This window comes from Streptomyces rubellus, from assembly GCF_036323805.1.
GTDB lineage: Bacteria > Actinomycetota > Actinomycetes > Streptomycetales > Streptomycetaceae > Streptomyces.
Map to the genome: position 1 here is coordinate 115,186 of NZ_JAZDCX010000014.1, position 21,283 is coordinate 136,468.

Consider the following 21,283-nt stretch of genomic DNA (forward strand, 5'->3'; position numbering starts at 1 on the left):
GCCGTACGGCGTCCAAGATCGGAAAATGCTCCCGGCGATACCGGAACCGGTATCGTCCCTGCGTGGACCTGTTGCGGCACCTGCGGTACTTCCGGGCCGTCGCCGAAGAACTCCACTTCGGGCGGGCGGCCGAACGGCTCGGCATGGCCCAGCCGCCGCTGAGCCGGAGCGTCCGCTCCCTGGAGGAGGAACTCGGCGCCCGGCTGTTCGACCGCACCTCGCGCGGGGTGCGGCTGACCGCCGCGGGCGAGGTGCTGCTGGCCGAGTCGGAGGAACTGCTCGCCAGGGCGGAGCGCACCCGGACCCTGGTGACGCGGGCCCACCGCGGCGAGTACGGTGTCCTGCGGATCGGCGTCCCGCCGGAGCTGCCCGGCCGGGTGCTGGCCCGCGTCCTCACCCGTTTCGCCGCCGAGGCACCGGACGTCCAGGTGGAGCCGCGGGAGCTGGGCACCGCCGAACAGGCGCGGCTGCTGGCGGACCGGGAGCTGGACGCCGGCCTCCTCCAGCACCCGGTGGAGCTGACCGGGCTGGTGAGCGAACCGGTCACCGAGCTGCCGCTGGGCGTCGTCGTCCCCCGCGGCTCGCCGCTCGCCGGGACGGAGCCGCTGTCCCTGGCCGCGCTCGCCGGCAGCCCGCTGGTCCTCTTCCCCCGGCCGGCCGCGCCGGGCCTGTACGACGCCACCCTCGGGGCCTGCCGCGCCCAGGGCTATCACCCGCCCCGGGTGCTGCACGCCGGCAGCCCGGAGACGGTGCTGGCGCTGGTGATCGCCGGGCGCGGTGCCGCCCTGGCGCATGCCGCCGTGGCGCAGAAGGAGCCCCGGGTCCTGTGGCGTCCGCTCGCCGCCGGCGGGCCGGTCTGGCCGGTGTCCTTCGTGCGGCACGCCACGGCGCCCCATCCGGCCGCCGGCCGGCTGGCGCCCGCCGCCACCGCGGCGCTGCGCGCCGAGACGGGGGAGTGCGCCCCGCGGGACCCGGGCGCGCCGGGCCCGAACGGCACACCGCGCCCCTGGGACATCGTCTACCCGCTGACGGAGGGCGGTGTCTGACCGGCCGCCCGGCCGCAGCAGCCGCGCAGTTCCGTCACCGCCGCCCGTCCCGCCGCGCCGATCGCCGCGTCGAGGTCCGGGCGGCGCTGCCGCAGCGAGTCGGTCTCGGCGAACACGGCGACCGCGTACCGGCCGCCGTCCGGGAGACGGACCACGCCGATCTCGTTGCGGACACCGGGCAGGGTGCCCGACTTGGCCGCGACGGCGACCTCCTCGGGGAAGGCCGCGGCCAGCCGGTGCCAGCTCACCTGCCGTGCCATCAGATCCCGCACCCAGCGGCACGCCCGCGCGGGACCGGCGCGGTCGGTCCAGATCAGGGTGAGCAGCCGGGTCATGTCCCGGGCGGTGCCGCTGTTCGTCCTCGGCGGGTCCAGGGTGGGCAGTGCCCGTATCCGCTCGGGGGAGAGCGTCGGATAGACGGCGGCGAACGCGGCCGGGTCGGCGGCACCCACTTCCGCCAGCACCTTCTCCAGCACGGTGCGCGGCGATCCGGCGATCCGGGTGGCCGTCAGCCCCAGCTCCCGGACCAGCAGCCGTACGGTGTCCACCCCCACCCGCCGGAACAGCAGGTCCGCGGCGGTGTTGTCGCTGACCGACATCATGAGCAGGGCCAGATCGCGCAGGCTCATCTCCACGTCGTCCCAGCACCCGGCGGTGCCCGTGCCGCCCAGTCGGTCCCCGCGCCGCACCACCACCCGCTCGGCGGGATCGAGCTGGCCGTACGCCGCCTGCCGGGCGAACTCCAGCACCAGCGGCACCTTGACGACGGAGGCCAGGATCACCGGAAGGTCCGCCCCGACGCCCGTTCGGTGTCCGCAGTCCACACAGCGCGCGTGCAGCCGCACCCGCGCGCCCAGCGCCTCGAACTCCCGCTCCACCCCGGCCGTACCCGCCCCGCCTGCCACCCGGCCATCCTGCCGCACCGCGCAGGGGCCCGAACGGCACGGGGTCCGCCGTTCGGCCGAGCGTGACGAGAGAATCACGCGCCGCTGTCCGAGGCTGAGGAAGACGCCCGGCAACCGGCCGGGTCGCTTGACAACCGACGCCCGGAGAGTTCCATGCGCCGATTTCCCCGAAGCGACCGCGCGGCCCTGACCGCGGCCGCCGTACTCCTCACCGGCTGCTCGGCGGCCGGCTCCACCGACCCCGGACGCTTCGACTTCAAGGGGGGCATCACAGGGAAGGGGACGGGAGGCAGAGCCGCGGAGGCGCCCGTCGAGGCCGGGAAGCCCGGCGACGCCGACCCGGCGAGCGTGGGCGCCAACGAGCTGGGCGCGGTACCGGTGCTGATGTACCACCGGGTCACCGACGAGCCGCTGGGCGTGGACGACCGCACCCCGGAGGACTTCCGCGCCGAGATGGAACGGCTGGCCCGGGAGGGGTACGTGCCGGTCACCGCGCGGGAGTTCACCGGCGGCGAGATGGACATACCCGCCGGTGCCCACCCGGTGGTCATCACCTTCGACGACTCCCAGCCCAGCCAGTTCCGGCTGGACGCCGACGGCCGTCCCGATCCCGGCACCGCGGTCGGCATCCTGCTGGACGTCGCGGAGCGGCACACGGGGTTCCGGCCCGTGGCCACCTTCTTCGTCAACGAGGACCCGTTCCGCGACCCCGGCGGGCGTGAGACGCTCCGGTGGCTGCACGACCACGGCTTCGAGATCGGCAACCACACCCTGCGCCACACCCTCCTGGAGACCGCCGGGGAGGAGTGGGTCCGCTGGGACATAGCCGCGATCCAGTGGGAGATCCACAAGGTCCTGCCCGGGGTGCCGGTGGTGTCGATGGCACTGCCCTACGGCGCGATGCCCAGCCCCCGGGACCTCGCCCGCAGCGGCGAGTACGCCGGGGTGCGCTACCGGCACCAGGGGGTCTACCTGGCCGGTGCCGGACCCGCGCCATCGCCGTACGACGCCGGGTTCGACCCCGGCGCCATCCCCCGCATCCGCTCCCAGGACGACACCGGCCCGGACGCCTCGTACGGTTCGCTGGCCTGGCTCGACCGGCTGGCCGACGGCACGGTCGAGCGGTACACCTCCGACGGGGACCCGGAGCGGATCAGCTTCCCCCGTTCCTGGGCGGACCGGCTCGGCGCCGCCCACCGGGACGCCGCCCGGCCGTACTGACTCCCCCTCCGGCCGCACCGTCCCCCGTCCGGATCAGCCCCGGTCCAGGGAGCGCACGATCATCACATGCGGCCGCCAGCCGGGGTACGGCTCCATCCGGCCGACCGGCTCGAACCCGTACTTGGCGTAGGTGGCGAGCATGACCTCGTTGTCCGCGGCCACCAGGCCCGCGGCCCGCTCCTCCCGGCGTTCGGCGAGGAACGCCTCGAACAGACGCTGCCCCACCCCGGCGCGGCGCCACCGCGGACGCACCAGCAGTTCGCACACCCCGACCGTGCGGTTCGGGTACTCGCGGGTGAACTCCGGGCCGGGGTCGGGGGTCAGCCCGTCCCACCACAGGGAGTCGGCGGGCAGGGTGTAGCCGTAGAGGAAACCGGCGACCGGGTCGCCGGCGTCGCCCGACGGACCCGGAGACCGGCTGCACGGCCTCGTTCCGCGCGGCCTCGACCTGGCAGGGCGGTTACCGGGGCGAGGTGACGGTGCGCAACTCCGGTGCGGCGCCGCTGTCCGGCTGGACGGTGCGGATCGTCCTGGCGGACGGCGGGCGGATCACCCAGGTCCGGAACGCCGCGCTCGACGCCGCCGGCACCGCGGCCGGCGCGGCCACCGTGCGCAACGGTGCCTGGAACGGAACGCTCTCCGCCGGGGACAGCACCTCCTTCGGTTTCATCGCGTCCGCCGGATCCGCCTCGGCGGCGGTCGACTGCGCAGCCGGCGCGGTCTGACGGCACCCTCCCGCCCCGGCGGCACGGCTCCTCGCCGTCGGGGCGGTCACTCCGGGGGGCGGTTCCCGGGGCGGTGACACGCACGGCCCACGGAGACCGTGGCCCAGACCGTCTTGCCGCCGCTGCCGGGCGGGGACCAGCCCCAGTTCTGGCTCAGCGCGTCGATGATGTGCAGTCCGCGCCCGGTCTCGGACAGCTGGTCGGGCCGTCCGAGGACCGGTGTGGCGGGGCTCGGGTCGGAGACCGCGCACAGCAGCGTGGGGCCCCGCCACAGCAGGCCCAGCCGGACGGGGCCCTCGGCGGGCCGTTCGGAGCGCTCCGCGGGGAGCGGGGGACGGGGCCCGGCGGTCATTCCGTAGCGCAGGGCGTTGCCCACCAGTTCGGACACGATGACCGCGACGTCGTCGACGAGCGGGCCCAGACCCCAGCCCCGCAGGGTCTCTCCGGTGAACTCGCGGGCGGCGGCGGCGTCCTGCGGGGCGGGGCCGAAGCCGCGGACCGCGATCCGGCCGTCCGCCGTCCCGTCCGGCGCGGCGGGGTGGCGGACGGCGGCGTGGGGGCGGAGGAAGGCCGGAGGTCTGGGAACGGAGAAGCGGCGTCCGGTCGGTCCCGGCCAGTCACCGGCGAGCACGGTCGGCAGAACGTCACTCACCGGAGTCATCGGATGCGCTGTCATCGCGGTCTCCCACCGTGCCTGTTGGGAAGTCGGCACGAGAATCGGCCTGTTGGGGCTACTATCCCGACTGCCGCATGCGGCTGCAAGCGCATCTGCACTTACAGATGTAATTGCAATCACGGCGGTTCGTGTGCGTAAAGTAACGTGACGTCATGTCCGCGGCCCGATCCGGAGGGACGACCGAGAGGGCCGCGGCCGGTGAGAGGCGGACCATGCAGCAGATCGTCAACGGCGTGCGGGCCACGGAGATCCAGGGCGCGCGCTGGCGGAAGAGCCACCACAGCAACCCCAACGGCAACTGCGTCGAGCTGACCCCGCTGCCGGACGGCGGGGTGGCGGTGCGCAACTCCCGTCACCCCGGCGGGCCCGCCCTGGTGTACACCCGGGAGGAGATGGTCGCCTTCCTGCGGGGCGCCAAGGACGGGGACTTCGACGACATGGTCGGATAGACCGGACAGGGGTGCGCCTGGGTGAGAGGGCGGGTGAACGGTGCGCCCGGGCGGCGCCGGTTCGGTGCGTTCGCTGTACGGCTCGATACCGACAGTGGCACACTGAGTGCCTGTCCCCTCACCCAGGAGAGCGCGCATGGCCGCCGAACCCAGTGGCTCTTTGTCGATAAAACGCTACATTGAGCACCCCAAGGGAAGCCCGACGGTTCTGCGGCTGGTCATCGGTGCCCAGCTGCGGCGGCTGCGCAAGGAGTGCGGCATCGACCTCGAGGAGGCGGCCAAGGCGATCCGCGGCTCCACTGCGAAGGTCAGCCGCCTGGAGCGGGGCCAGGGCGCCTGCAAGGAACGCGACGTGGCGGACCTGCTCACGCTCTACGGAGTGCTGGACGAGGAGGAGCGGGCCGACTTCCTGGCGCTGACCCGCCGCACCAGCACCCGCGGCTGGTGGCACCAGTACAGCGACATCCTGCCGCACTGGTTCGACCGGCACATCGGCCTGGAGGAGGCCGCCCAGCTCATCCGCACCTACGAGGTGCAGTTCGTGCCCGGCCTGCTGCAGACGGAGGAGTACGCCCGCACCGTGGTCCTCCTGGGGCATCCCCGAGCCTCCGCCGAGGAGAACGAGCGCCGCGTCCGGCTGCGCATGGAGCGTCAGGAACTGCTCGGCAGGCCGGACGCGCCCCGGCTGTGGGCCGTCCTGGACGAGGGGGCGCTGCGCCGCCGGCTCGGCGGCCCCGAGGTGATGCGCGACCAGTTCCGCCATCTGATCGAGATGGCCGGACGGCCGAACGTCACCATCCAGGTGGCCCCGTTCAGCATCAGTGACCTGGCCGCGGCGGGCGGCCCGGTGACCATCCTGCGCTTCCCCGAGCCCGATCTGCCCGACGTGGTCTACCTGGAGCAGCTGACCAGCGCCCTCTACCTGGACAAGGAGGAGGACGTCGACCACTACCTGTCCATCATGGACCGGCTGTGCGCGGCCGCCCAGACGCCCGCACGCAGCCTGGAGTTCCTGACCGAACTCCTCGACGAACTCGGCTGAGCGGAGGCCGGGAGACCGGAGGCCGGGAGACCGGACCGGCCGGTTCCCGGCCTCGCGCACGTCTGCCGGGCGTCCCCCGGGCGGCTCAGGGTTTGCGGCCGACGCCGCCGTACTCCTGCCACTCCCAGGTGGTCTGCTTCGGGCCGAGGTCGGAGTCGGGCCGCCAGGTGGAGACCTCCACCAGACCGGGCTCGAGGACCTCCAGCCCCTCGAAGAACCCGTCGACCTCGTGCGGTTCCCGGACCCGGCCCCAGTTCCCGCCGGTGCTCTCCGCCATGAAGTCGGTCACGGCCCTGCGGGTCTCGGGGTCCTGGCTGACCAGTTGACAGACCACCAGGAGACTGCCCGGTGCCAGCCGGCCGGCCACCCGCCGGACCAGACCGGCCGGGTCGTCGGCGTCGGGGATGCAGTGCAGGACGGAGACGAACAGCGCGGCGACGGGCTGGTCGAAGTCGATCAGCCGGACGGTGTCGGGGTGTTCGAGGATCCCCTCGGTGTCCCGCATGTCCGCCTGTATGACGGTGGTGTTCTCGTTCTCCTCCAGCAGGGCGCGGCCGTGCGCGAGGACGATCGGGTCGTTGTCCACGTAGACCACCCGGCAGTCCTTGTCCACCTGCTGCGCGACCTGGTGGACGTTGTCCTGGGTGGGCAGACCGGAGCCGTGGTCGATGAACTGCCTTATCCCGTACTCCCGGGCCAGCACCCGGACCACACGCTGCAGGAATCGGCGGTTGTTGAGCGCCAGGGCCTGGGTGCTGGGAACGACCTTGAGGAGCTCGTCCACGGCCTCACGGTCGACGGCGTAGTTGTTCTTGCCGCCCAGGATGTGGTCGTACATACGGGCGACACTGGGAACATTGACGTCGATCTTGTCGGGCAGCGGATCCCTGGCCTGTTGCATGAGGGCCTTCACAACCTTCCCGCCTGGAGGGCACGTTGAGGACTGGGCGGAGTTCGCCGGGTGGGGCCCCATGCTGCCAGCTCCGGCGCTCTTCCGCTGCGGAAAGCGAAACCAGGTGAGCACCGGGTGGTGGAAAGTGTCCGGAAGGCTCATTCCAGAGGCAACCCCGTGTAGTTCTCCGCCAGTTCGGCGGCGGCGTGCGGCGAGGCGGCGATGCGGTCGAGCTGCGCGAGCTGGAGCCGGGTGGTGAACGGACTCTGCTCCGGATCGGTGTGCAGGGTGGTGGTCATGAAGTACGAGAAGTGCTCCGCACGCCAGACCCGGCGCAGACAGGTGTCGGAGTAGGCGTCCAGGAGCTCCGCCGAACCGGTCCGCGCCAGGTGCGCGAACGCCCGGGCCAGGACGGTGACGTCGGAGACCGCGAGGTTGAGGCCCTTGGCACCGGTGGGCGGGACGATGTGCGCCGCGTCCCCGGCCAGGAACAGCCGCCCGTGCCGCATCGGCTCGGTGACGAAGCTGCGCATCGGCAGCACCGCCTTGGACGTGATGGGCCCGCGCTCCAGCGTCCAGTCGCCGTCCACGGCGAACCGGGCGGCCAGCTCGTCCCAGACGCGCTCGTCGGGCCAGTCGGCCGGGTCGGTGCCGTTGGGCACCTGGAGGTACAGCCGGCTGACGGCGGGGGAGCGCATGCTGTGCAGGGCGAAGCCGCGCGGGGAGTGGGCGTAGACCAGCTCCTCGCAGGACGGCGGCACCTCGGCCAGGACGCCCAGCCAGGAGTAGGGGTAGGTCCGCTCGTAGGTGTGCCGCACGTGCTCGGGCAGCGCGGCGCGGGCCACGCCGTGGAAGCCGTCGCAGCCGACGACCCAGTCGCAGGTGAGGGTTCTCTCGCGGCCCTCGTGCTCGAAGCGGACGACGGGCCGGTCGCCCTCGGCGCCCTCCACCGCGCGCACCGCGGCCTCGAACAGCAGCGGTACGCCGTCGGCCAGGTGGAGCGCTGTGAGGTCCTTGACCACCTCCGTCTGCGCGTAGACCGTCACCCGCCGGCCGCCGGTCAGGGAGGGGAAGTCGATCCGGTGGGAGCGGCGGTCGAAGCGCAGCTCGATGCCGTCGTGGACCAGGCCCTCGCGGTCCAGGCGCGCCCCGGCGCCGCAGGCGCGCAGCACGTCCACGGTGGCCTGCTCCAGGATGCCCGCGCGCTGGCGCCGCTCGACGTACTCCCGGTCGCGGCTCTCCAGGACGGCGCAGTCGATGCCCCGCAGCCGGAGCAGCCGGGCCAGCAGCAGCCCGGCCGGGCCGCCGCCGACGATGCCGACAGTGGTGTGCATGTCCCTCCTCGGTTCGCCCGGCTCAGTTCCCGTGGGCCGGGGGCTCGTTCAGGATCCGGTCGGCGACGGCGAACGCCGAGTTCGCGGCGGGGACGCCGCAGTAGACGGCGGTCTGGAGCAGGACCTCCCGGATGTCCTCGGGGGTCAGTCCGTTGCGCAGCGCGGCGCGTACGTGCAGGGCCAGCTCCTCGTGGTGGCCGCCGGCCACCAGCGCGGTGAGCGTGACGCAGCTGCGGGTGCGCCGGTCCAGGCCGGGGCGCGTCCAGATCTCGCCCCAGGCGTAGCGGGTGATGAAGTCCTGGAACACCTCCGTGAAGGCGTTCGCCCGGGCCAGGGCGCGGTCGACGTGCTCGTCGCCGAGCACGGCCCGGCGCACCGCCAGGCCCGCCCGGTGGCGGGCTGTGTCTTCGGCGTTCCCGGCGTTCCCGGCGTTCCCGGCGTCCCGGGTGTTCCGGCCGGAGTGCCCCCCGCCGCCGTCCGGGTGCCCGTGGGCGGCGGCGAGGTGGTCCAGCAGGACGGCCAGGACCGGCGCGGGCCGCTCGACGTTCGCCAGATGCGCGGCGCGCGCGATCTCCGTCAGGCTCGCGCCGGGGACGCCGTCGGCGATCTCGCGGGCGTGGGCGGGCGGGGTCGCCGGATCGTCGCGGCCCGCCACGACCAGGGTGGGCGCGGTGATCGCGGCCAGGCCGCCGCGCAGGTCGCAGCCGGCGAGGACCTCGCAGCAGACGGCGTAGGCGGCGTCGTCCGCGGCACACAGGTCCGCGAGCAGGGCGGCGCCGCGCGGGGTGGCCTCGAAGCCGGGCGCGAACCACGTCCCCGGGCGGCTCGCCACCAGCGCGCCGGTGCCCAGTTCGCGGACGGTCGCGGCCCGCTCCCGCCAGGCGCCGGCCCCGCCGAAGTGCGCCGAGGAGCACACCACGGCCAGCGCGGTGACGCGCTCGGGGTGGTGGGCGGCCAGGTGCAGTCCGACCGCGCCGCCGAGGGAGATCCCGGCGTAGGCGAAGCGCTCCCAGCCCCGCGCGTCGGCCAGGGCCAGCACCAGGTGGGCCAGGTCGGCGAGACCGGCCGTGCCGTCGCCGGGCAGCAGCGCGGCGGGGGAGCCGCCGTGGCCGGGCAGGTCCCAGCGCAGCACCCGGTGGTCGCGGGCGAGCGCCGCGAGCTGCGGCTCCCACACGGCCAGGGAAGTGCCCAGGGAGGGGCCCAGGATCAGCGGGACGCCGTCGGCGGGGCCGTCGAGCCGGTGGTGCGGAAGACCGGTCGGCCGGGTCATCGCCGCTCCTCCGGGGTGTGCGGGTGGCCCGGGCCCGGTTCCGGGACGGTGCGCAGGGCGCGGTCGACGAGGGCGCCGGCCGAGCCGGTGTACGCGGCCGGGTCGGTGAGCTCGCGCAGCCGCTCGGCGGACGGCAGGCCGTCCGGCGCCAGGGCCGGATCGGCCTGCGCCTCCTCGGCCAGCGAATCGGCCAGCGCGTCCGCCAGGTCGGTACCCTCCTCGGCCGCGCGGCGCGCGGCGGCGGCCAGCAGCTCCCCGGCCCGGCCCCGGCCGAGCAGCGGCGCGAGCACCGCGGCGACGCGCTCGCCGGCGGGCAGACCGCCGGTGCGCGCCAGGTTCTCGCGCATCCGGCCGGGGAAGACCCGCAGGCCGGCGGTGAGTTCGGCGGCATCGCGGGCGGCGCCGCCGGTCAGCCGCAGCAGTTCGCGCAGCGGCTGCCACTCGGCGTGCCAGGCCCCGGCGGGCCGCTCGTCCTCGGCGGCGAGCGAGCCGAGCAGGGCGGCGGCGAGCGCGGGCGCCTGCCGCGCGGCGGCGGTGACGAGCACGGCCCGCACCGGATTGCTCTTGTGCGGCATGGCGGACGAGCCGCCGCCGCTGCCCTCGGCGACTTCGCCGAGCTCGGTCCGGGCCAGCACCAGGACGTCGGCGGCGAGCTTGCCCAGCGCGCCGGCGGCGAAGGCCAGGGCGGTGCCCAGGTCGGCGACGGGGGTGCGCAGGGTGTGCCAGGGCAGCACCGGTTCGGCCAGCCCCAGCTCGGCGGCGTACGCGGACAGCAGCCGCGGCCCGGCGGGATGCTCCCCGTCCGCCGCGCCGACCGCCTCCGCACGGGCGTCGAAGGCGGCCAGGGTGCCCGCCGCGCCGCCGAGCTGGGCGGGCGGGTCGAGGGCGGCCAGCCGGGCGCGGGCGTCCAGGAGCAGGGCGCGCCAGCCGGCCGCCTTCAGGCCGAAGGTGGTCGGCACGGCGTGCTGGGTGAGGGTGCGGCCCGCCATCGGCGTGTCGCGGTGCCCGGCCGCCAGGCCCGCCAGCGCCCCGGCCGCGCGGTCGAGGTCGGCCAGGATCGCCGGCAGGGTGCGGCGGGCGGTGAGCATCAGCGCGGTGTCGACGACGTCCTGGCTGGTGGCGCCGTGGTGCACGTACTCCGCCGCCTCCCGGTCGGTGCGGGCCACCACCGCGCGCAGGTCGGCGACCAGGGGGATCACCGGGTTGCCGCCGCAGCGGGCGCGCAGCGCCAGGTCGCGTACGCCGAAGAGTTCGGCGCGGGCGGCTTCGGTGATCCGCCCGGCCGCCGCCGCCGGGATCAGCCCGAGCCGGGCCTGTGCCCTGGCCAGCGCCGCCTCCGCGTCCAGCATCGCCTGGAGGAGCGCGAGGTCGCCGGTGGCCGCCTCGGCGGCCGAGCCGGCCCGGCCGGGGGAGAGCAGGCCCACCTCGGCCGCCTCGCCGCCGGCCGGGCCGGGGCGCCCGGCCGGGTTCGGCTCAGTGGAAGTCAAGGAAGACCGTCTCCCTCTCGCCCTGGAGCCGGATGTCGAAGCGGTACCTGCCGTGCGGTTCGGCCGCCGCCACCAGCGTCTCCCGGCGCTCCGGGGCGAGGGAGGCCAGCAGCGGGTCGTCTCCGTGCGCCCGGGTGTGCCGGGGGAAGTAGATCCGGGTGAACAGGTGGTGGAGCAGGCCCCGGGCGAAGACGCACACGGCGATGTGGGGGGCGTGGCCGCCCCGGGCGCCCGGCAGCAGGGTCCGCGCCGTCCAGTGGCCGTCCGCGTCGGTGGGGATCCGGCCCCAGCCGGTGAAGTCCACTCCGTCGCGGCCGAGGAAGCCGCCGGTCACCGGGTCGCGGCGCATCGCGCCCGGCACGCGGGGGAGGCCGCCGTCCGGGCCGGTCTGCCACAGCTCGACCAGGGCGTCCGGGACCGGCGCACCCGCGCCGTCCAGGACGTACCCGTGCACGGTGACCGACTCCGGGTGTCCGGCCGGGGCGAGGTCGCCGCCGCCGGGGAAGGGCAGGGCGTACCCGTAGAACGGGCCGACGGTGTGGGAGGGGGTGGGCGGGAGCGTTCCCGCGGGGGCGTCCGAGTGCGCGTCGGCGGTCATCGGCGGCCCTCCTCGATCCAGGTGGCGGACGGGCCGTCGAGCACGATGTCCCAGCGGTAGCCCAGCGACCACTCCGGCCGCGACAGGCCGTGGTCGTAGGCGGCGACCAGCCGCTGCCGGGCCGATTCGTCGGTGACGGACTGCAGGATCGGGTCGTGGGGGAACAGCGGGTCGTTCGGGAAGTACATCTGGGTCACCAGGCGCTGGGCGAACGCCGTGCCGAACAGCGAGAAGTGGATGTGTGCCGGGCGCCAGGCGTTGTCGTGGTTGCGCCAGGGGTACGCGCCGGGCCTGATGGTGGTGAAGGCGTAGCCGCCGTCGTCGTCCGTCAGCGTCCGGCCCACCCCGGTGAAGTTCGGGTCGAGCGGGGCGGGGTGCCGGTCGTGCCGGTGGGCGTAGCGGCCCGACGCGTTGGCCTGCCAGATCTCGATGAGCTGGCCGCGCACCGGGCGCCCGGCGCGGTCCAGCAGCCGGCCGGTGACGGTGATCCGCTCACCCAGCGGCTCGCCGGTGTGCTGCCGGGTGAGGTCGTTGTCGAGTTCGGTGACGTCGGTGGGGCCGAAGACCGGTCCGTGCAGCTCCACGGCCTCCGGACCGCCGCCGCCCACCGCGACCGGCGGCCGCTTCGGGTGGCGCAGCGCGCTGCTGCGGTACGGCGGGTAGTCGCGCGGCGGGTGGTGCGCGGCCGGGGCGCCCGCGGCCCGGGCCCGGGCGTACGCGTCGCGGTGCTCGGCTATCTCCCGGTCGACGTCCTGCTGGGTCTCCCGCCGGGTTCCCTGCCGGGGAACCCGCTGCTGGTGGTGGGGCATCACTTCTCCAGTACGAGGGCCTGGCCCTGCCCGACGCCGACGCACAGGGCGGCGATGCCGGTGCCGGAGCCGCGGGCGGCGAGCTGGTGGGCGACGGCGCCGGCCAGCCGGGCGCCGGAGGCGCCCAGCGGGTGGCCGATGGCGATGGCGCCGCCGTGCGGGTTGACGATGGCGGGGTCCAGATCGGGCCACTCGGCCAGGCAGCCCAGCACCTGGGCGGCGAAGGCCTCGTTCAGCTCCATGGTGGCCAGGTCGGCGAAGGCGCGGCCGGCCTTCGCCAGGGCGCGGCCGACGGCCTCGACGGGGCCCAGGCCGAACAGGTTCGGCTCGACGGCGGTGACCGCCGAGGCGCTGATGCGGGCCAGCGGCTCGCGTCCGACGGCTGCCAGCCCCTCCTCGTCGGCCAGCAGCAGGGCCGCGGCCCCGTCGTTGAGGGAGGAGGAGTTCCCGGCGGTGACCGTGCCGCCCTCGGCGCGGAAGGCGGGCCTGAGCTTCGCGAGGGCCGCCATGGAGGTGGCGTCCCGGACGGTCTCGTCGCGGGGCAGGTCCACCCCGTCGACGGGGACGACCTGGGCGGCGTAGTGGCCGTCCCGCCAGGCCGCGGCGGCCTTCTGGTGGCTGGCCAGCGCCCAGGCGTCCTGGGCCTCGCGGGTGATGCGGTGCCTGTCGGCCACCTGCTCGGCGCCCTCGCCGAGGGAGACGGTCCACCGCGGCGGCATGGCGGGGTTGGTCATGCGCCACCCCAGCGTGGTGGAGTACAGCTCGGTGTGGCCGGCGGGGAAGGGCCGGTCGTTCTTGGGCAGGACGTAGGGGGCGCGGGTCATGGACTCCACCCCGCCGGCGACGGCCACGGACGCGTCGCCGACCGCGACGGCGCGGGCGGCGTGGATCACGGCCTCCAGCCCGGAGGCGCACAGCCGGTTGACGGTCACCCCGGGCACGGTCACCGGCAGCCCGGCCAGCAGCACCGCCATGCGGGCGACGTTGCGGTTCTCCTCACCGGCGCCGTTGGCGTTGCCGAAGACCACGTCGTCGATCCGGGCCGGGTCCAGCTCCGGGGCGCGGTCGACCAGGGCGCGCACCACACGGGCGGCCAGGTCGTCCGGGCGCACCCCGGCCAGCGCCCCGCCGTACTTCCCCACCGGGGTGCGTACCGCGTCGACGACGTAGACCTCTCGCAGCCGGTCCATGGTCAGTTCTCCTTTCCGGCGGCCTTCAGGGCGCGCAGCGCGGTGAGTTCGGCCTCGGTGGGCGGCTCGGTGACGGCCGGCGCGTCCACCGCGCGCAGCTCCCAGCCGGTGGCCGCCCGCACCTGCTCCACCGTGACGCCGGGGTGCAGTTCGGTGAGGACCAGTTCGGCGGAGTCCGGGTCCGGCCGCAGGACGCCCAGGTCGGTGATGACCGCGACCGGTCCGCGCCCGGGCAGGCCGAGCCGGGCCCGGTCGCCGGGCCCGGAGCCGTGGCCGAGGGTGGTGACGAAGTCCAGCTCCGCCACGAGGTTGCGGGTGGAGTGGCGCAGCACCAGCAGCACCGCCCCGCAGTTGGCGGCGATCTCCGGGGCGCCGCCGGCGCCCGGCAGCCGGCCCTCGGGCCGGTCCGGGCCGCGGTCGACGACGGTGGTGTTGACGTTGGCGAAGCGGTCGACCTGCGCGGCGCCGAGGAAGCCCACGTCGATCCGGCCGCCCTGGAGCCAGTAGTTGAACATCTCGGGCACGGACACCACCGCGTCCGCGGTGTCGGCCAGCTCGCCGTCGCCGATGGACAGCGGCAGCCGGGTGGGCCGGGAGCCGATCGTGCCCGACTCGTAGACCAGCACCAGATCCGGGTTGACGGTGCGCCGGGCGAGGTTGGCGGCGGTGCTGGGCAGCCCGATCCCCACGAAGCAGGTCCCGGCCCCGGCCAGCGCGCGGGCGGCGTTGACCTCCATCAGCTCGTCGCGGGTGACCTGCCCCGCCGCGTTCGCCGTGCTCATCGGGCCGCCTCCCGCCGGCCGTGCACATGGGTCCTGAGCCAGGCGGTGAACGTCTCGCGGTCCCGGGAGATCGCGTCCCAGGTGCGGTAGAAGCCGTTGTCGCGGACCGAGTACCCGGCCGCGTACGAGGGGTGGGCGCCGCCGGGGACCTCGGCCACCGCGTCGACCACCCAGGTGGGCAGCACGACTGCGCCCGGCCGGGGCTCCAGGGTGCCGACCACCTCCTCGACGGTGACCAGCACCCGGCGGGCGGCCAGCACGGCCTCCTTCTGCACGCCCGGCAGCCCCCACAGCTGGACGTTGCCGTCCCGGTCGGCCCGCTGGGCGTGGACGACGGTGACGTCCGGGTTGAGCGCGGCCACGGCCGCCAGCTCCTCGCCGGTGAAGGGGCACCGCACGGTGGAGACGGTGCCGGTGCGGCCGGGGAGGTCGCTGCCGCGGTAGCCGCGCAGCACCGCGAACGGCAGCTTCGAGGCGCCGGCGACGTAGCGGTTGGCCATCCCGGCGTGGCTGTGCTCGTCGAGCTCCAGCGGCCTGGGCCAGCCGTTCTCCACCGCGTCCCGGAAGCGGTGCAGCGAGCCGACGCCCGGGTTGCCGCCCCAGGAGAAGACCAGCTTCCGGGCCAGCCCGGCACCGATGAGCTGGTCGTAGACGACGTCGGGGGTCATCCGCGCCAGGGTCAGGTCGGTGACGCCCTGCCGGATGACCTCGTGCGCCGCGGCGTAGGGGATCAGGTGCGTGAAGCCCTCCATGGCCACGGTGTCGCCGGTGTGGATCAGCTCCGCGACGGCGTCCTGGAGTGTGCGGATCTCGGCCATCTTCTCCCACGGCTCTTCCCGCGGCCCGCGCCGCGTGGTCCGGTACGTCGTCCGCCGCGCACCTCGGTTAGGATGTTCGTTCAGCGAACTTTAGTTCACTATCTGCGGCCCGAGTCTGACCTCCTGGGCCGCACGATGTCAATGGGCGGTACGAGTACGGTTTCCGCGACGACCTCCGCACCCGGGAGAGCGCATGACGAACCTGGCCACGGACGCGGCGCCGCCCTCCGAGGCGGTGGGCCCGCTCATCCGGGGACTGGCCGTGCTGCGCGAGCTGGCCGCCGCCCGCGGCCTGCCGGGCGCCGGCGATCTGGTGCGCGCCACCTCACTGGCGCGCTCCACCGTCGACCGGACGCTGGGCACCCTGGAGCGCCTGGGGTATCTGCGCCTGGAGGGCCGGACGGCGGTGCCCGCCCCGCGGCTGATGGAACTGGGCAACGCCTACCTGTCGGCCTGCGGGCTGCCGGACCTGCTGGGCCCGCTCGCCGACGGACTCGCCGACGAACTCGACGAGTCCGTCTCCCTGGCCGTGCCCGACCGGGACGGGGTGCGCTTCGTGTACCAGGCGAGGCGGCGGCGGACGATGTCGGTGGCCTTCCGCATCGGGGACCTGCTGCCCGCCGAGTGCGGCGCCCCGGGGGCGCTGTTCGCCGCCGGGTGGACCGAGGCCGAGTGGGAGCGCTGGCGGTCGCGCCGGCGGGCCGACCCGCACCTGGCCGCCTTCCCCGCCGTACCGCCGGAGGCGGCGGGCGCCGGCGACACCTTTCCCGGGCGGGTGGCCGCCGCCCGGCGGCAGGGCTGGTCCGGGGACGACCAGCTGATCGAACCGGGGCTGGTCGCGGTGGCGGTGCCCGTACGGGACGCCGGGGGACGGCAGGTGTGCGCGGCCAGCGTGGTCAGCCACACCAGCCGGCACAGCGCCGGATCGCTGCGCGAGACGCTGCTGCCGCGGCTGCGCCAGGCCGTCGCCCGGATGGAGCGGGCGCTGGCCGCGCCGCCGGCCCCGCCCGCGCCTTCCGGGTGGAAGGCCCCCGGTCGCGCGGAGGACGTGCCCGCCGCCGCGGCCCGGGCCTCCAAACAGGAGCTGGGCCCCGGCTTCGTGGAGTCCCTGGCCCGCGGCCTGGCCGTACTGGCCGCCTTCGGCCGCGGCCGGGGCGGGGCCACCCTGACGGCGCTGGCCGAGGCCACCGGGCTGCCCCGGGCCACCGTGCGGCGCTCCCTGATCACCCTGGAGCACCTGGGGTACGTCACGGGCGAGGGCCCGCTGTTCCGTCCCGCGCCGCGGGTGCTGGAACTCGGTTTCGCCCGGCTGTCCGGACTCACCCTGCCCCAGATCGCGCAGCCGCACCTGGCGTCCCTGGTGGAGCGGGTACACGACTCGGCGTCGATGTCGGTCCTGGCGGGCGACGAGATCCGGTACGTGGCCCGGGTGCCCACCGTGCGCATCATGAGCGTCGACATCACCGTCGGCACCCGCTTCCCGGCCCACGCCACCTCCATGGGCCGGGTGCTGCTGGCCGGACTGCCCGCCGCCGAGCGTGCGGAGCGGCTGCGGCGGGCCGACCTCAGGCCGCTGACCCGCTCCACCGTCACCTGCGCCGAGCGGCTCGGCGAGATCGTGGCGCGGGCGGCGCACGACGGCTACGCCCTGGTGGAGGAGGAACTGGAGGAGGGGCTGCGCTCCCTGGCCGTCCCGGTGCGCGACCGCGCCGGGCGGACCGTCGCCGCCGTCAACGTCTCGATGCACACCTCCCGCCGCAGCGCGGAGCAGGCCCGCGCCGAGCTGCTTCCCGAACTGCGCCGGACGGCGGCGGACATCGAGGCCGACCTGCGGGTGGCGGGCCGCCACACGGCGATACGCACGGCGTAGCGGCCGCGCGCCTCGCGGCGGGCCCGCGCGCCGGGCGGCCCGGGGCGCCGCACCGCCGGTGCCCGCGGTGCGCTCCGGTGCCGGCAGGCGGGCCGTACCGCCCCGGCGGTTCCGGCAGGTGGCGGTGCGGTAACCGGTGCCGCGGTGGACTTCGGCCCCGGGCCACCGCGCCGCCGGCGTCGGCCGTGTCCGGTGCGGCGGCGGTGTTCCCGCCGCCGGACTCCGGGCCCGCCCCCGTCCCCGTCCGGGCGGTGCGCGGGCGACATCGCCGACGGTACGGGCGGGGTGTGCCCGGCGGCGGCCGGTACGCGTCCGCGCCCGCCGCCCGGTGGCCCGGGGCGGGGAGGGACGCGGGGGAGGAGTCCCGCCCGGCGCCGGGGCACGGACCCCGCGGGCCGGAGCCCCCGGAGACCCGGTGTGCCTCAGGACGAGTCGCGGACGACGAGCGAGGTGGGCAGCACCACGTTGTGCCGGGCGCTGCCGGGCTTCTCGATCTCCTGCAGCAGCAGCTCGGTGATCGTCCTGCCGATCTTCTCGATGGGCTGCCGCACGCTGGTCAGGGGCGGATCGGTGTGCCGGGCGATGATCGAGTCGTCGAAACCGACCACCGCCACGTCGTCCGGCACCCGGCGGCCCTGTCTGCGCAGCTCGGCCAGGGCGCCCGCCGCCATCACGTCCGAGGCGGCGAAGACCGCGTCCAGGCCGGGACTGCGCTCCAGGAGGTCGCGCATGGCGGTCCGCCCGCCCTGCTCGGTGAAGTCGGCGGGTGCCACCAGTTCGTCGCCGGCCCGGTGGCCGGCCTCCCGCAGCGCGTCCCGCCAGCCCAGCAGCCGGCTGTCGCCGACGTCCATGTCCAGCGGACCGGTGATGGTCGCGATCCGCTTCCGGCCGCGCTCCAGCAGATGGCGCACCGCCTCGCAGGCGCCTCCCACGTTGTCCGAGTGCACATGGTTCAGCGGCTCGCCGGGGGAGCGCCGGCCGGCCAGCACGGTCGGCAGGCCGAGCTTCTCCAGCAGGTCGGGCAGGGGGTCGTCACGGTGCACCGAGACCAGGAGCACACCGTCCACCCGGCGGGCGGTGAGGAAGCGGGTGAGCTGGTCCTTCTCCCGCTGGTCGCGCACCAGGGTGAGCAGCAGCTGGAGCTGGGTGCCCACCAGGCCGTTGCTGACCCCGCGGATCACGGCGGAGAAGTAGGGCTCGGAGCCCAGCCGGCTCTCCGACTCCGGGATGACCAGGGCGATGGAGTCGGTCCGGCTGGTGACCAGCGAGCGGGCGACGGAGTTGGGCACGTAGCCGAGTTCGGTGATCGCGGCCTGTACCGCGGCCCTGGCCTCGTCGCTGACCAGGGGAGAGCCGTTGAGAACGCGGGAGACGGTGGTGCGTCCCACGCCGGCCCGCGCCGCCACGGTCTTGATGGTCGGCCGCTGGGTGGCCCCCATGGCTTATCCCCGCCTCCTCGAACTGTCGCCCCGTGCACGGCGCTCACCAGCGCATTGTGCCAGAAGAGCGATTGCGGGCCCGTTTCGCGCGGGAGCGCCTGGTGACGTTCCGGCAACGGAATCGACTTCTCTTATTGACATCGGTCTCACGGGAGGCGAGTCTTCCACAACCCGATGGGAGCGATCCCACCCCTGAGTGGGAACGATTCCACTCCCGTCACTGTGTTCCGGTGCGCCCTGACGAGTCCGGAGCGCGGTGTCCGGACATCGTCGCTAGAAGGAGACGCCATGGGCAGAGCCCACAAGCTGTTCGGTACAAGAGTCGTAGCCGTCGCGTCGGCTGCCGCCCTCACGCTCGTGGCGGGCTGTTCAAGCGGCGACGACAGCGGCAGCGGCAAGACCGAGGACGGCAAGACCGTCATCACCATGGGCCTGTTCGGTGTCATGGGTATCAAGGAGACCGGCCTCCTCGACAAGTACATGGAGGAGAACCCGGACATCGTCATCAAGGAAGAGATCGCCGGTGACGAGCAGACCTACTACACGGCGCTGCAGACCCGGCTGGCCGCCGGCAGCGGCCTGAAGGACATCCAGGGCATCGAGATCGGCCGCGCCAAGGAGCTCGCCGACACCCGGGCCGACAAGTTCGCCGACCTCGCCGACCTGTCGGGCACCGACCACTTCCTGCCCTGGAAGCAGAGCCAGGTCACCACCGGCGACGGCAGGGTCATCGGCCTGGGCACGGACATCGGTCCGATGGCGGTGTGCTACCGCAAGGACATGTTCGAGCAGGCCGGCCTGCCCAGCGACCGCGAGGAGGTCGCCAAGCTCTGGGACGGCGACTGGGCGAAGTACGTCGAGGTCGGCAAGGACTTCAAGGACAACTTCAAGGGTGACGCCGCCTTCCTGGACAGCGCCAGCGGCCTGTTCAACGCCATGATCTACGGCAGCTCCGAGCAGTTCTACAACAAGGACGGCGAGCTGATCTACCAGGACAACCCGGTCATCAAGGACGCCTGGGAGCTGTCCACCGCAGCGGCCCAGGACGGCCTGACGGCCAAGCTGCGCCAGTTCCAGCCCGGCTGGGACCCCGGCCTGTCCAACAGCAGCTTCGCCACCACCGTCTGCCCGGCGTGGATGCTCGCCCACATCAGTGAGAAGGCCGGCGAGGTCAACAAGGGCAAGTGGGACGTGGCCAAGGCCCCCAAGGGCGCCAACTGGGGCGGCTCCTTCCTCGGGGTCATGGAGAACAGCAAGGTGAAGGAGGAGGCCAAGAAGCTGGTGGCCTGGCTGACCGCGCCGGAGCAGCAGGAGCACATCTTCAAGGAGATCGGCAACTTCCCCTCCTCCGCGAAGGCCCTGGAGTCCCCGGCGGTGACCGAGGCCAAGTCCGAGTACTTCGACAACGCCCCGATCGGGCAGATCTTCGGCGCCGCGGCCAAGGACATCCCCGACGAGCAGGTGCTCGGCCCGAAGGACGGCACCATCAAGGACACCTTCTCCCAGGGCCTCCAGCTCGTCGAGCAGGGCAAGAGCCCGGATGAGGCGTGGAAGACCACCGACGAGCGCATCAAGAAGGCCGTCGACTGATCCGCTCCACCCGTCCCTGAGGTCCCCCGGTGGCACCGCCTCCCCGCGGCCACCGGGGGCCTCGTCCCCATCGTTCTCCACCAGGCACCCCCAGGAAGGAAGCCCTCCGTGGCCACCTCCACCTCGGCTCCCGGCGTCGACGGGCCGCAGAGCGGGCCGGCCGGCCCCACGAAGGAGAGCCCCGACGACCGGAACGGGGCGCGTCCCCGGCAGGCGTGGCGCACTCTTCTCCACCGTTTCGACATCAAGGCGGCGCCCTATGCGTTCGTCGCCCCCTTCTTCGTCGTCTTCGGCGCCTTCAGCCTCTACCCGCTGCTCTACACGGCGTGGATCTCCCTCCACGACGTGGAGCTGGCGACCATGGACCTCATGGAGTGGGAGGGCTTCGGGAACTACACGGAGCTCTGGCAGGACGAACGCTTCTGGAACGCGCTGGCGAACACCTTCACCATCGGCGTGATCTCCACCGTTCCGCAGCTGCTGATGGCCCTCGGCCTGGCGCACCTGCTGAACTACAAGCTGAAGGGCTCGGCCTTCTTCCGGGTCGCCGCCCTGACGCCCTACGCGACCTCGATCGCCGCCGCCGCGCTGGTGTTCACCATGCTCTTCGAGCGCGACTTCGGAATGATCAACTGGTTCCTGAGCCTGTTCGGAGTCGACAACGTCGACTGGGAGAACAGCAAGTGGCCCGCCCAGTTCGCGATCTCCACCATCGTGATCTGGCGGTGGACCGGCTACAACGCCCTGCTGTACCTGGCCGCGATGCAGGCCATCCCCCAGGACCGGTACGAGGCGGCGGCCATCGACGGCGCGTCGCGCTGGCAGCAGTTCACCAAGGTCACCATCCCCGGCATCCGCTCCACGATCGTCTTCACCATCGTGCTGTCCACCATCGGCGCCACCCAGCTCTTCGGTGAGCCGCTGATCTTCGGCCAGGGCCCGAACGGTGTCAGCGGCGGGGCGGACAACCAGTACCAGACGCTCGGTCTGCTGCTGTACGAGGAGGGCTGGAAGAACTACGAGATGGGGCGGGCCGCCACGGTCGCCTGGGCGATGTTCCTCCTGCTCATCCTCGTCTTCGTCCTCCAGCGCGTCGTCAAGCGCGTCAAGTCCCGCACGTCCTGACCAGGGAGCGGCAAT

The 21,283-nt window shown here is 74.3% G+C and carries 20 protein-coding genes and 1 pseudogene; 8 read left to right on the top strand and 13 right to left on the bottom strand.

The window, feature by feature from the left end:
• The first annotated feature begins 62 nt into the window (after positions 1-62).
• Complete coding sequence (locus V1L54_RS18020) at positions 63-1,046, top strand: LysR family transcriptional regulator (protein ID WP_330119059.1); 984 nt, start codon at positions 63-65, stop codon at positions 1,044-1,046.
• Here V1L54_RS18020 and V1L54_RS18025 read toward each other — a convergent pair.
• Positions 1,019-1,951, bottom strand: coding sequence for a serine hydrolase (locus V1L54_RS18025; protein WP_443076680.1), 933 nt, complete (start codon positions 1,949-1,951; stop codon positions 1,019-1,021). The genes V1L54_RS18020 and V1L54_RS18025 overlap by 28 nt on opposite strands.
• A gap of 153 nt (positions 1,952-2,104) precedes the next feature.
• On the opposite strand from V1L54_RS18025, the gene V1L54_RS18030 reads away from it, so the two are divergent.
• On the top strand, positions 2,105-3,172 hold the full coding sequence (locus V1L54_RS18030) for a polysaccharide deacetylase family protein (protein ID WP_330119060.1): 1,068 nt from the start codon (positions 2,105-2,107) through the stop codon (positions 3,170-3,172).
• 33 nt (positions 3,173-3,205) lie between these two features.
• Here the strand turns inward: V1L54_RS18030 and V1L54_RS18035 are convergent, their stop codons facing one another.
• Positions 3,206-3,526 carry a GNAT family N-acetyltransferase gene (locus tag V1L54_RS18035; RefSeq protein ID WP_330119128.1) on the bottom strand — a complete coding sequence of 107 codons (321 nt, stop codon included), beginning with the start codon at positions 3,524-3,526 and terminating at the stop codon, positions 3,206-3,208.
• 77 nt (positions 3,527-3,603) lie between these two features.
• On the opposite strand from V1L54_RS18035, the pseudogene V1L54_RS18040 reads away from it, so the two are divergent.
• A pseudogene (locus V1L54_RS18040) lies at positions 3,604-3,897 on the top strand (cellulose binding domain-containing protein); the annotation flags it as partial.
• 46 nt (positions 3,898-3,943) lie between these two features.
• Here the strand turns inward: V1L54_RS18040 and V1L54_RS18045 are convergent.
• The gene (locus V1L54_RS18045; protein WP_443076690.1) at positions 3,944-4,558 is read right to left on the bottom strand and encodes an ATP-binding protein; all 615 of its coding nucleotides are present in this window, start codon (positions 4,556-4,558) and stop codon (positions 3,944-3,946) included.
• A gap of 227 nt (positions 4,559-4,785) precedes the next feature.
• Here V1L54_RS18045 and V1L54_RS18050 point away from each other — a divergent pair, with 227 nt between their 5' ends.
• Positions 4,786-5,022, top strand: a complete 237-nt coding sequence (locus V1L54_RS18050; RefSeq protein ID WP_330119129.1) for a DUF397 domain-containing protein — start codon at positions 4,786-4,788, stop codon at positions 5,020-5,022.
• 136 nt (positions 5,023-5,158) lie between these two features.
• On the top strand, positions 5,159-6,064 hold the full coding sequence (locus tag V1L54_RS18055) for a Sco1979 family transcriptional regulator (RefSeq protein ID WP_330119063.1): 906 nt from the start codon (positions 5,159-5,161) through the stop codon (positions 6,062-6,064).
• A gap of 85 nt (positions 6,065-6,149) precedes the next feature.
• Here V1L54_RS18055 and V1L54_RS18060 read toward each other — a convergent pair whose 3' ends face one another.
• The 9 genes from V1L54_RS18060 to V1L54_RS18100 all read right to left on the bottom strand — a co-directional run bounded on the left by V1L54_RS18060 (position 6,150) and on the right by V1L54_RS18100 (position 15,244).
• Complete coding sequence (locus V1L54_RS18060; protein ID WP_330119064.1) at positions 6,150-6,965, bottom strand: SAM-dependent methyltransferase; 816 nt, start codon at positions 6,963-6,965, stop codon at positions 6,150-6,152.
• 149 nt (positions 6,966-7,114) lie between these two features.
• On the bottom strand, positions 7,115-8,290 hold the full coding sequence (locus V1L54_RS18065) for a 4-hydroxybenzoate 3-monooxygenase (protein WP_330119065.1): 1,176 nt from the start codon (positions 8,288-8,290) through the stop codon (positions 7,115-7,117).
• Positions 8,291-8,312: 22 nt separating this feature from the next.
• Complete coding sequence (gene pcaDC, locus V1L54_RS18070; RefSeq protein WP_330119066.1) at positions 8,313-9,560, bottom strand: bifunctional 3-oxoadipate enol-lactonase/4-carboxymuconolactone decarboxylase PcaDC; 1,248 nt, start codon at positions 9,558-9,560, stop codon at positions 8,313-8,315.
• A complete protein-coding gene (gene pcaB / locus V1L54_RS18075) occupies positions 9,557-11,047 on the bottom strand; it encodes a 3-carboxy-cis,cis-muconate cycloisomerase (protein ID WP_443076682.1) in 1,491 nt (496 codons plus the stop codon). Before pcaB ends, pcaDC begins: the two co-directional genes overlap by 4 nt.
• On the bottom strand, positions 11,034-11,645 hold the full coding sequence (gene pcaG, locus V1L54_RS18080; RefSeq protein WP_330119067.1) for a protocatechuate 3,4-dioxygenase subunit alpha: 612 nt from the start codon (positions 11,643-11,645) through the stop codon (positions 11,034-11,036). The genes pcaB and pcaG overlap by 14 nt, the downstream gene beginning before the upstream one ends.
• Positions 11,642-12,454: a protocatechuate 3,4-dioxygenase subunit beta gene (gene pcaH / locus V1L54_RS18085; protein ID WP_330119068.1), complete on the bottom strand. Its 813-nt coding sequence runs from the start codon at positions 12,452-12,454 to the stop codon at positions 11,642-11,644. Before pcaH ends, pcaG begins: the two co-directional genes overlap by 4 nt.
• Positions 12,454-13,644 (bottom strand): thiolase family protein, encoded by a 1,191-nt coding sequence (locus V1L54_RS18090; protein WP_330119069.1) that lies wholly within the window; start codon positions 13,642-13,644, stop codon positions 12,454-12,456. The genes pcaH and V1L54_RS18090 overlap by 1 nt, the downstream gene beginning before the upstream one ends.
• Positions 13,645-13,646: 2 nt before the next feature.
• Positions 13,647-14,426: a CoA-transferase subunit beta gene (locus V1L54_RS18095; RefSeq protein ID WP_330119070.1), complete on the bottom strand. Its 780-nt coding sequence runs from the start codon at positions 14,424-14,426 to the stop codon at positions 13,647-13,649.
• Entirely contained in the window at positions 14,423-15,244 is an 822-nt protein-coding gene (locus V1L54_RS18100; protein ID WP_330119071.1) for a CoA transferase subunit A, read from the bottom strand. The genes V1L54_RS18095 and V1L54_RS18100 overlap by 4 nt, the downstream gene beginning before the upstream one ends.
• Before the next feature lie 193 nt (positions 15,245-15,437).
• Between V1L54_RS18100 and V1L54_RS18105 the strand changes: the two genes are divergently transcribed.
• Positions 15,438-17,114 carry an IclR family transcriptional regulator domain-containing protein gene (locus V1L54_RS18105; protein ID WP_330119072.1) on the top strand — a complete coding sequence of 559 codons (1,677 nt, stop codon included), beginning with the start codon at positions 15,438-15,440 and terminating at the stop codon, positions 17,112-17,114.
• Positions 17,115-17,536: 422 nt separating this feature from the next.
• Here the strand turns inward: V1L54_RS18105 and V1L54_RS18110 are convergent, their stop codons facing one another.
• The gene (locus V1L54_RS18110) at positions 17,537-18,553 is read right to left on the bottom strand and encodes a LacI family DNA-binding transcriptional regulator (protein ID WP_330119073.1); all 1,017 of its coding nucleotides are present in this window, start codon (positions 18,551-18,553) and stop codon (positions 17,537-17,539) included.
• Positions 18,554-18,841: 288 nt separating this feature from the next.
• On the opposite strand from V1L54_RS18110, the gene V1L54_RS18115 reads away from it, so the two are divergent.
• Together V1L54_RS18115 and V1L54_RS18120 are read left to right on the top strand one after the other, a co-directional pair.
• Positions 18,842-20,143 (top strand): ABC transporter substrate-binding protein, encoded by a 1,302-nt coding sequence (locus V1L54_RS18115; RefSeq protein WP_330119074.1) that lies wholly within the window; start codon positions 18,842-18,844, stop codon positions 20,141-20,143.
• 108 nt (positions 20,144-20,251) lie between these two features.
• A complete protein-coding gene (locus tag V1L54_RS18120; RefSeq protein WP_330119075.1) occupies positions 20,252-21,268 on the top strand; it encodes a carbohydrate ABC transporter permease in 1,017 nt (338 codons plus the stop codon).
• The last annotated feature ends 15 nt before the right edge of the window (positions 21,269-21,283 follow it).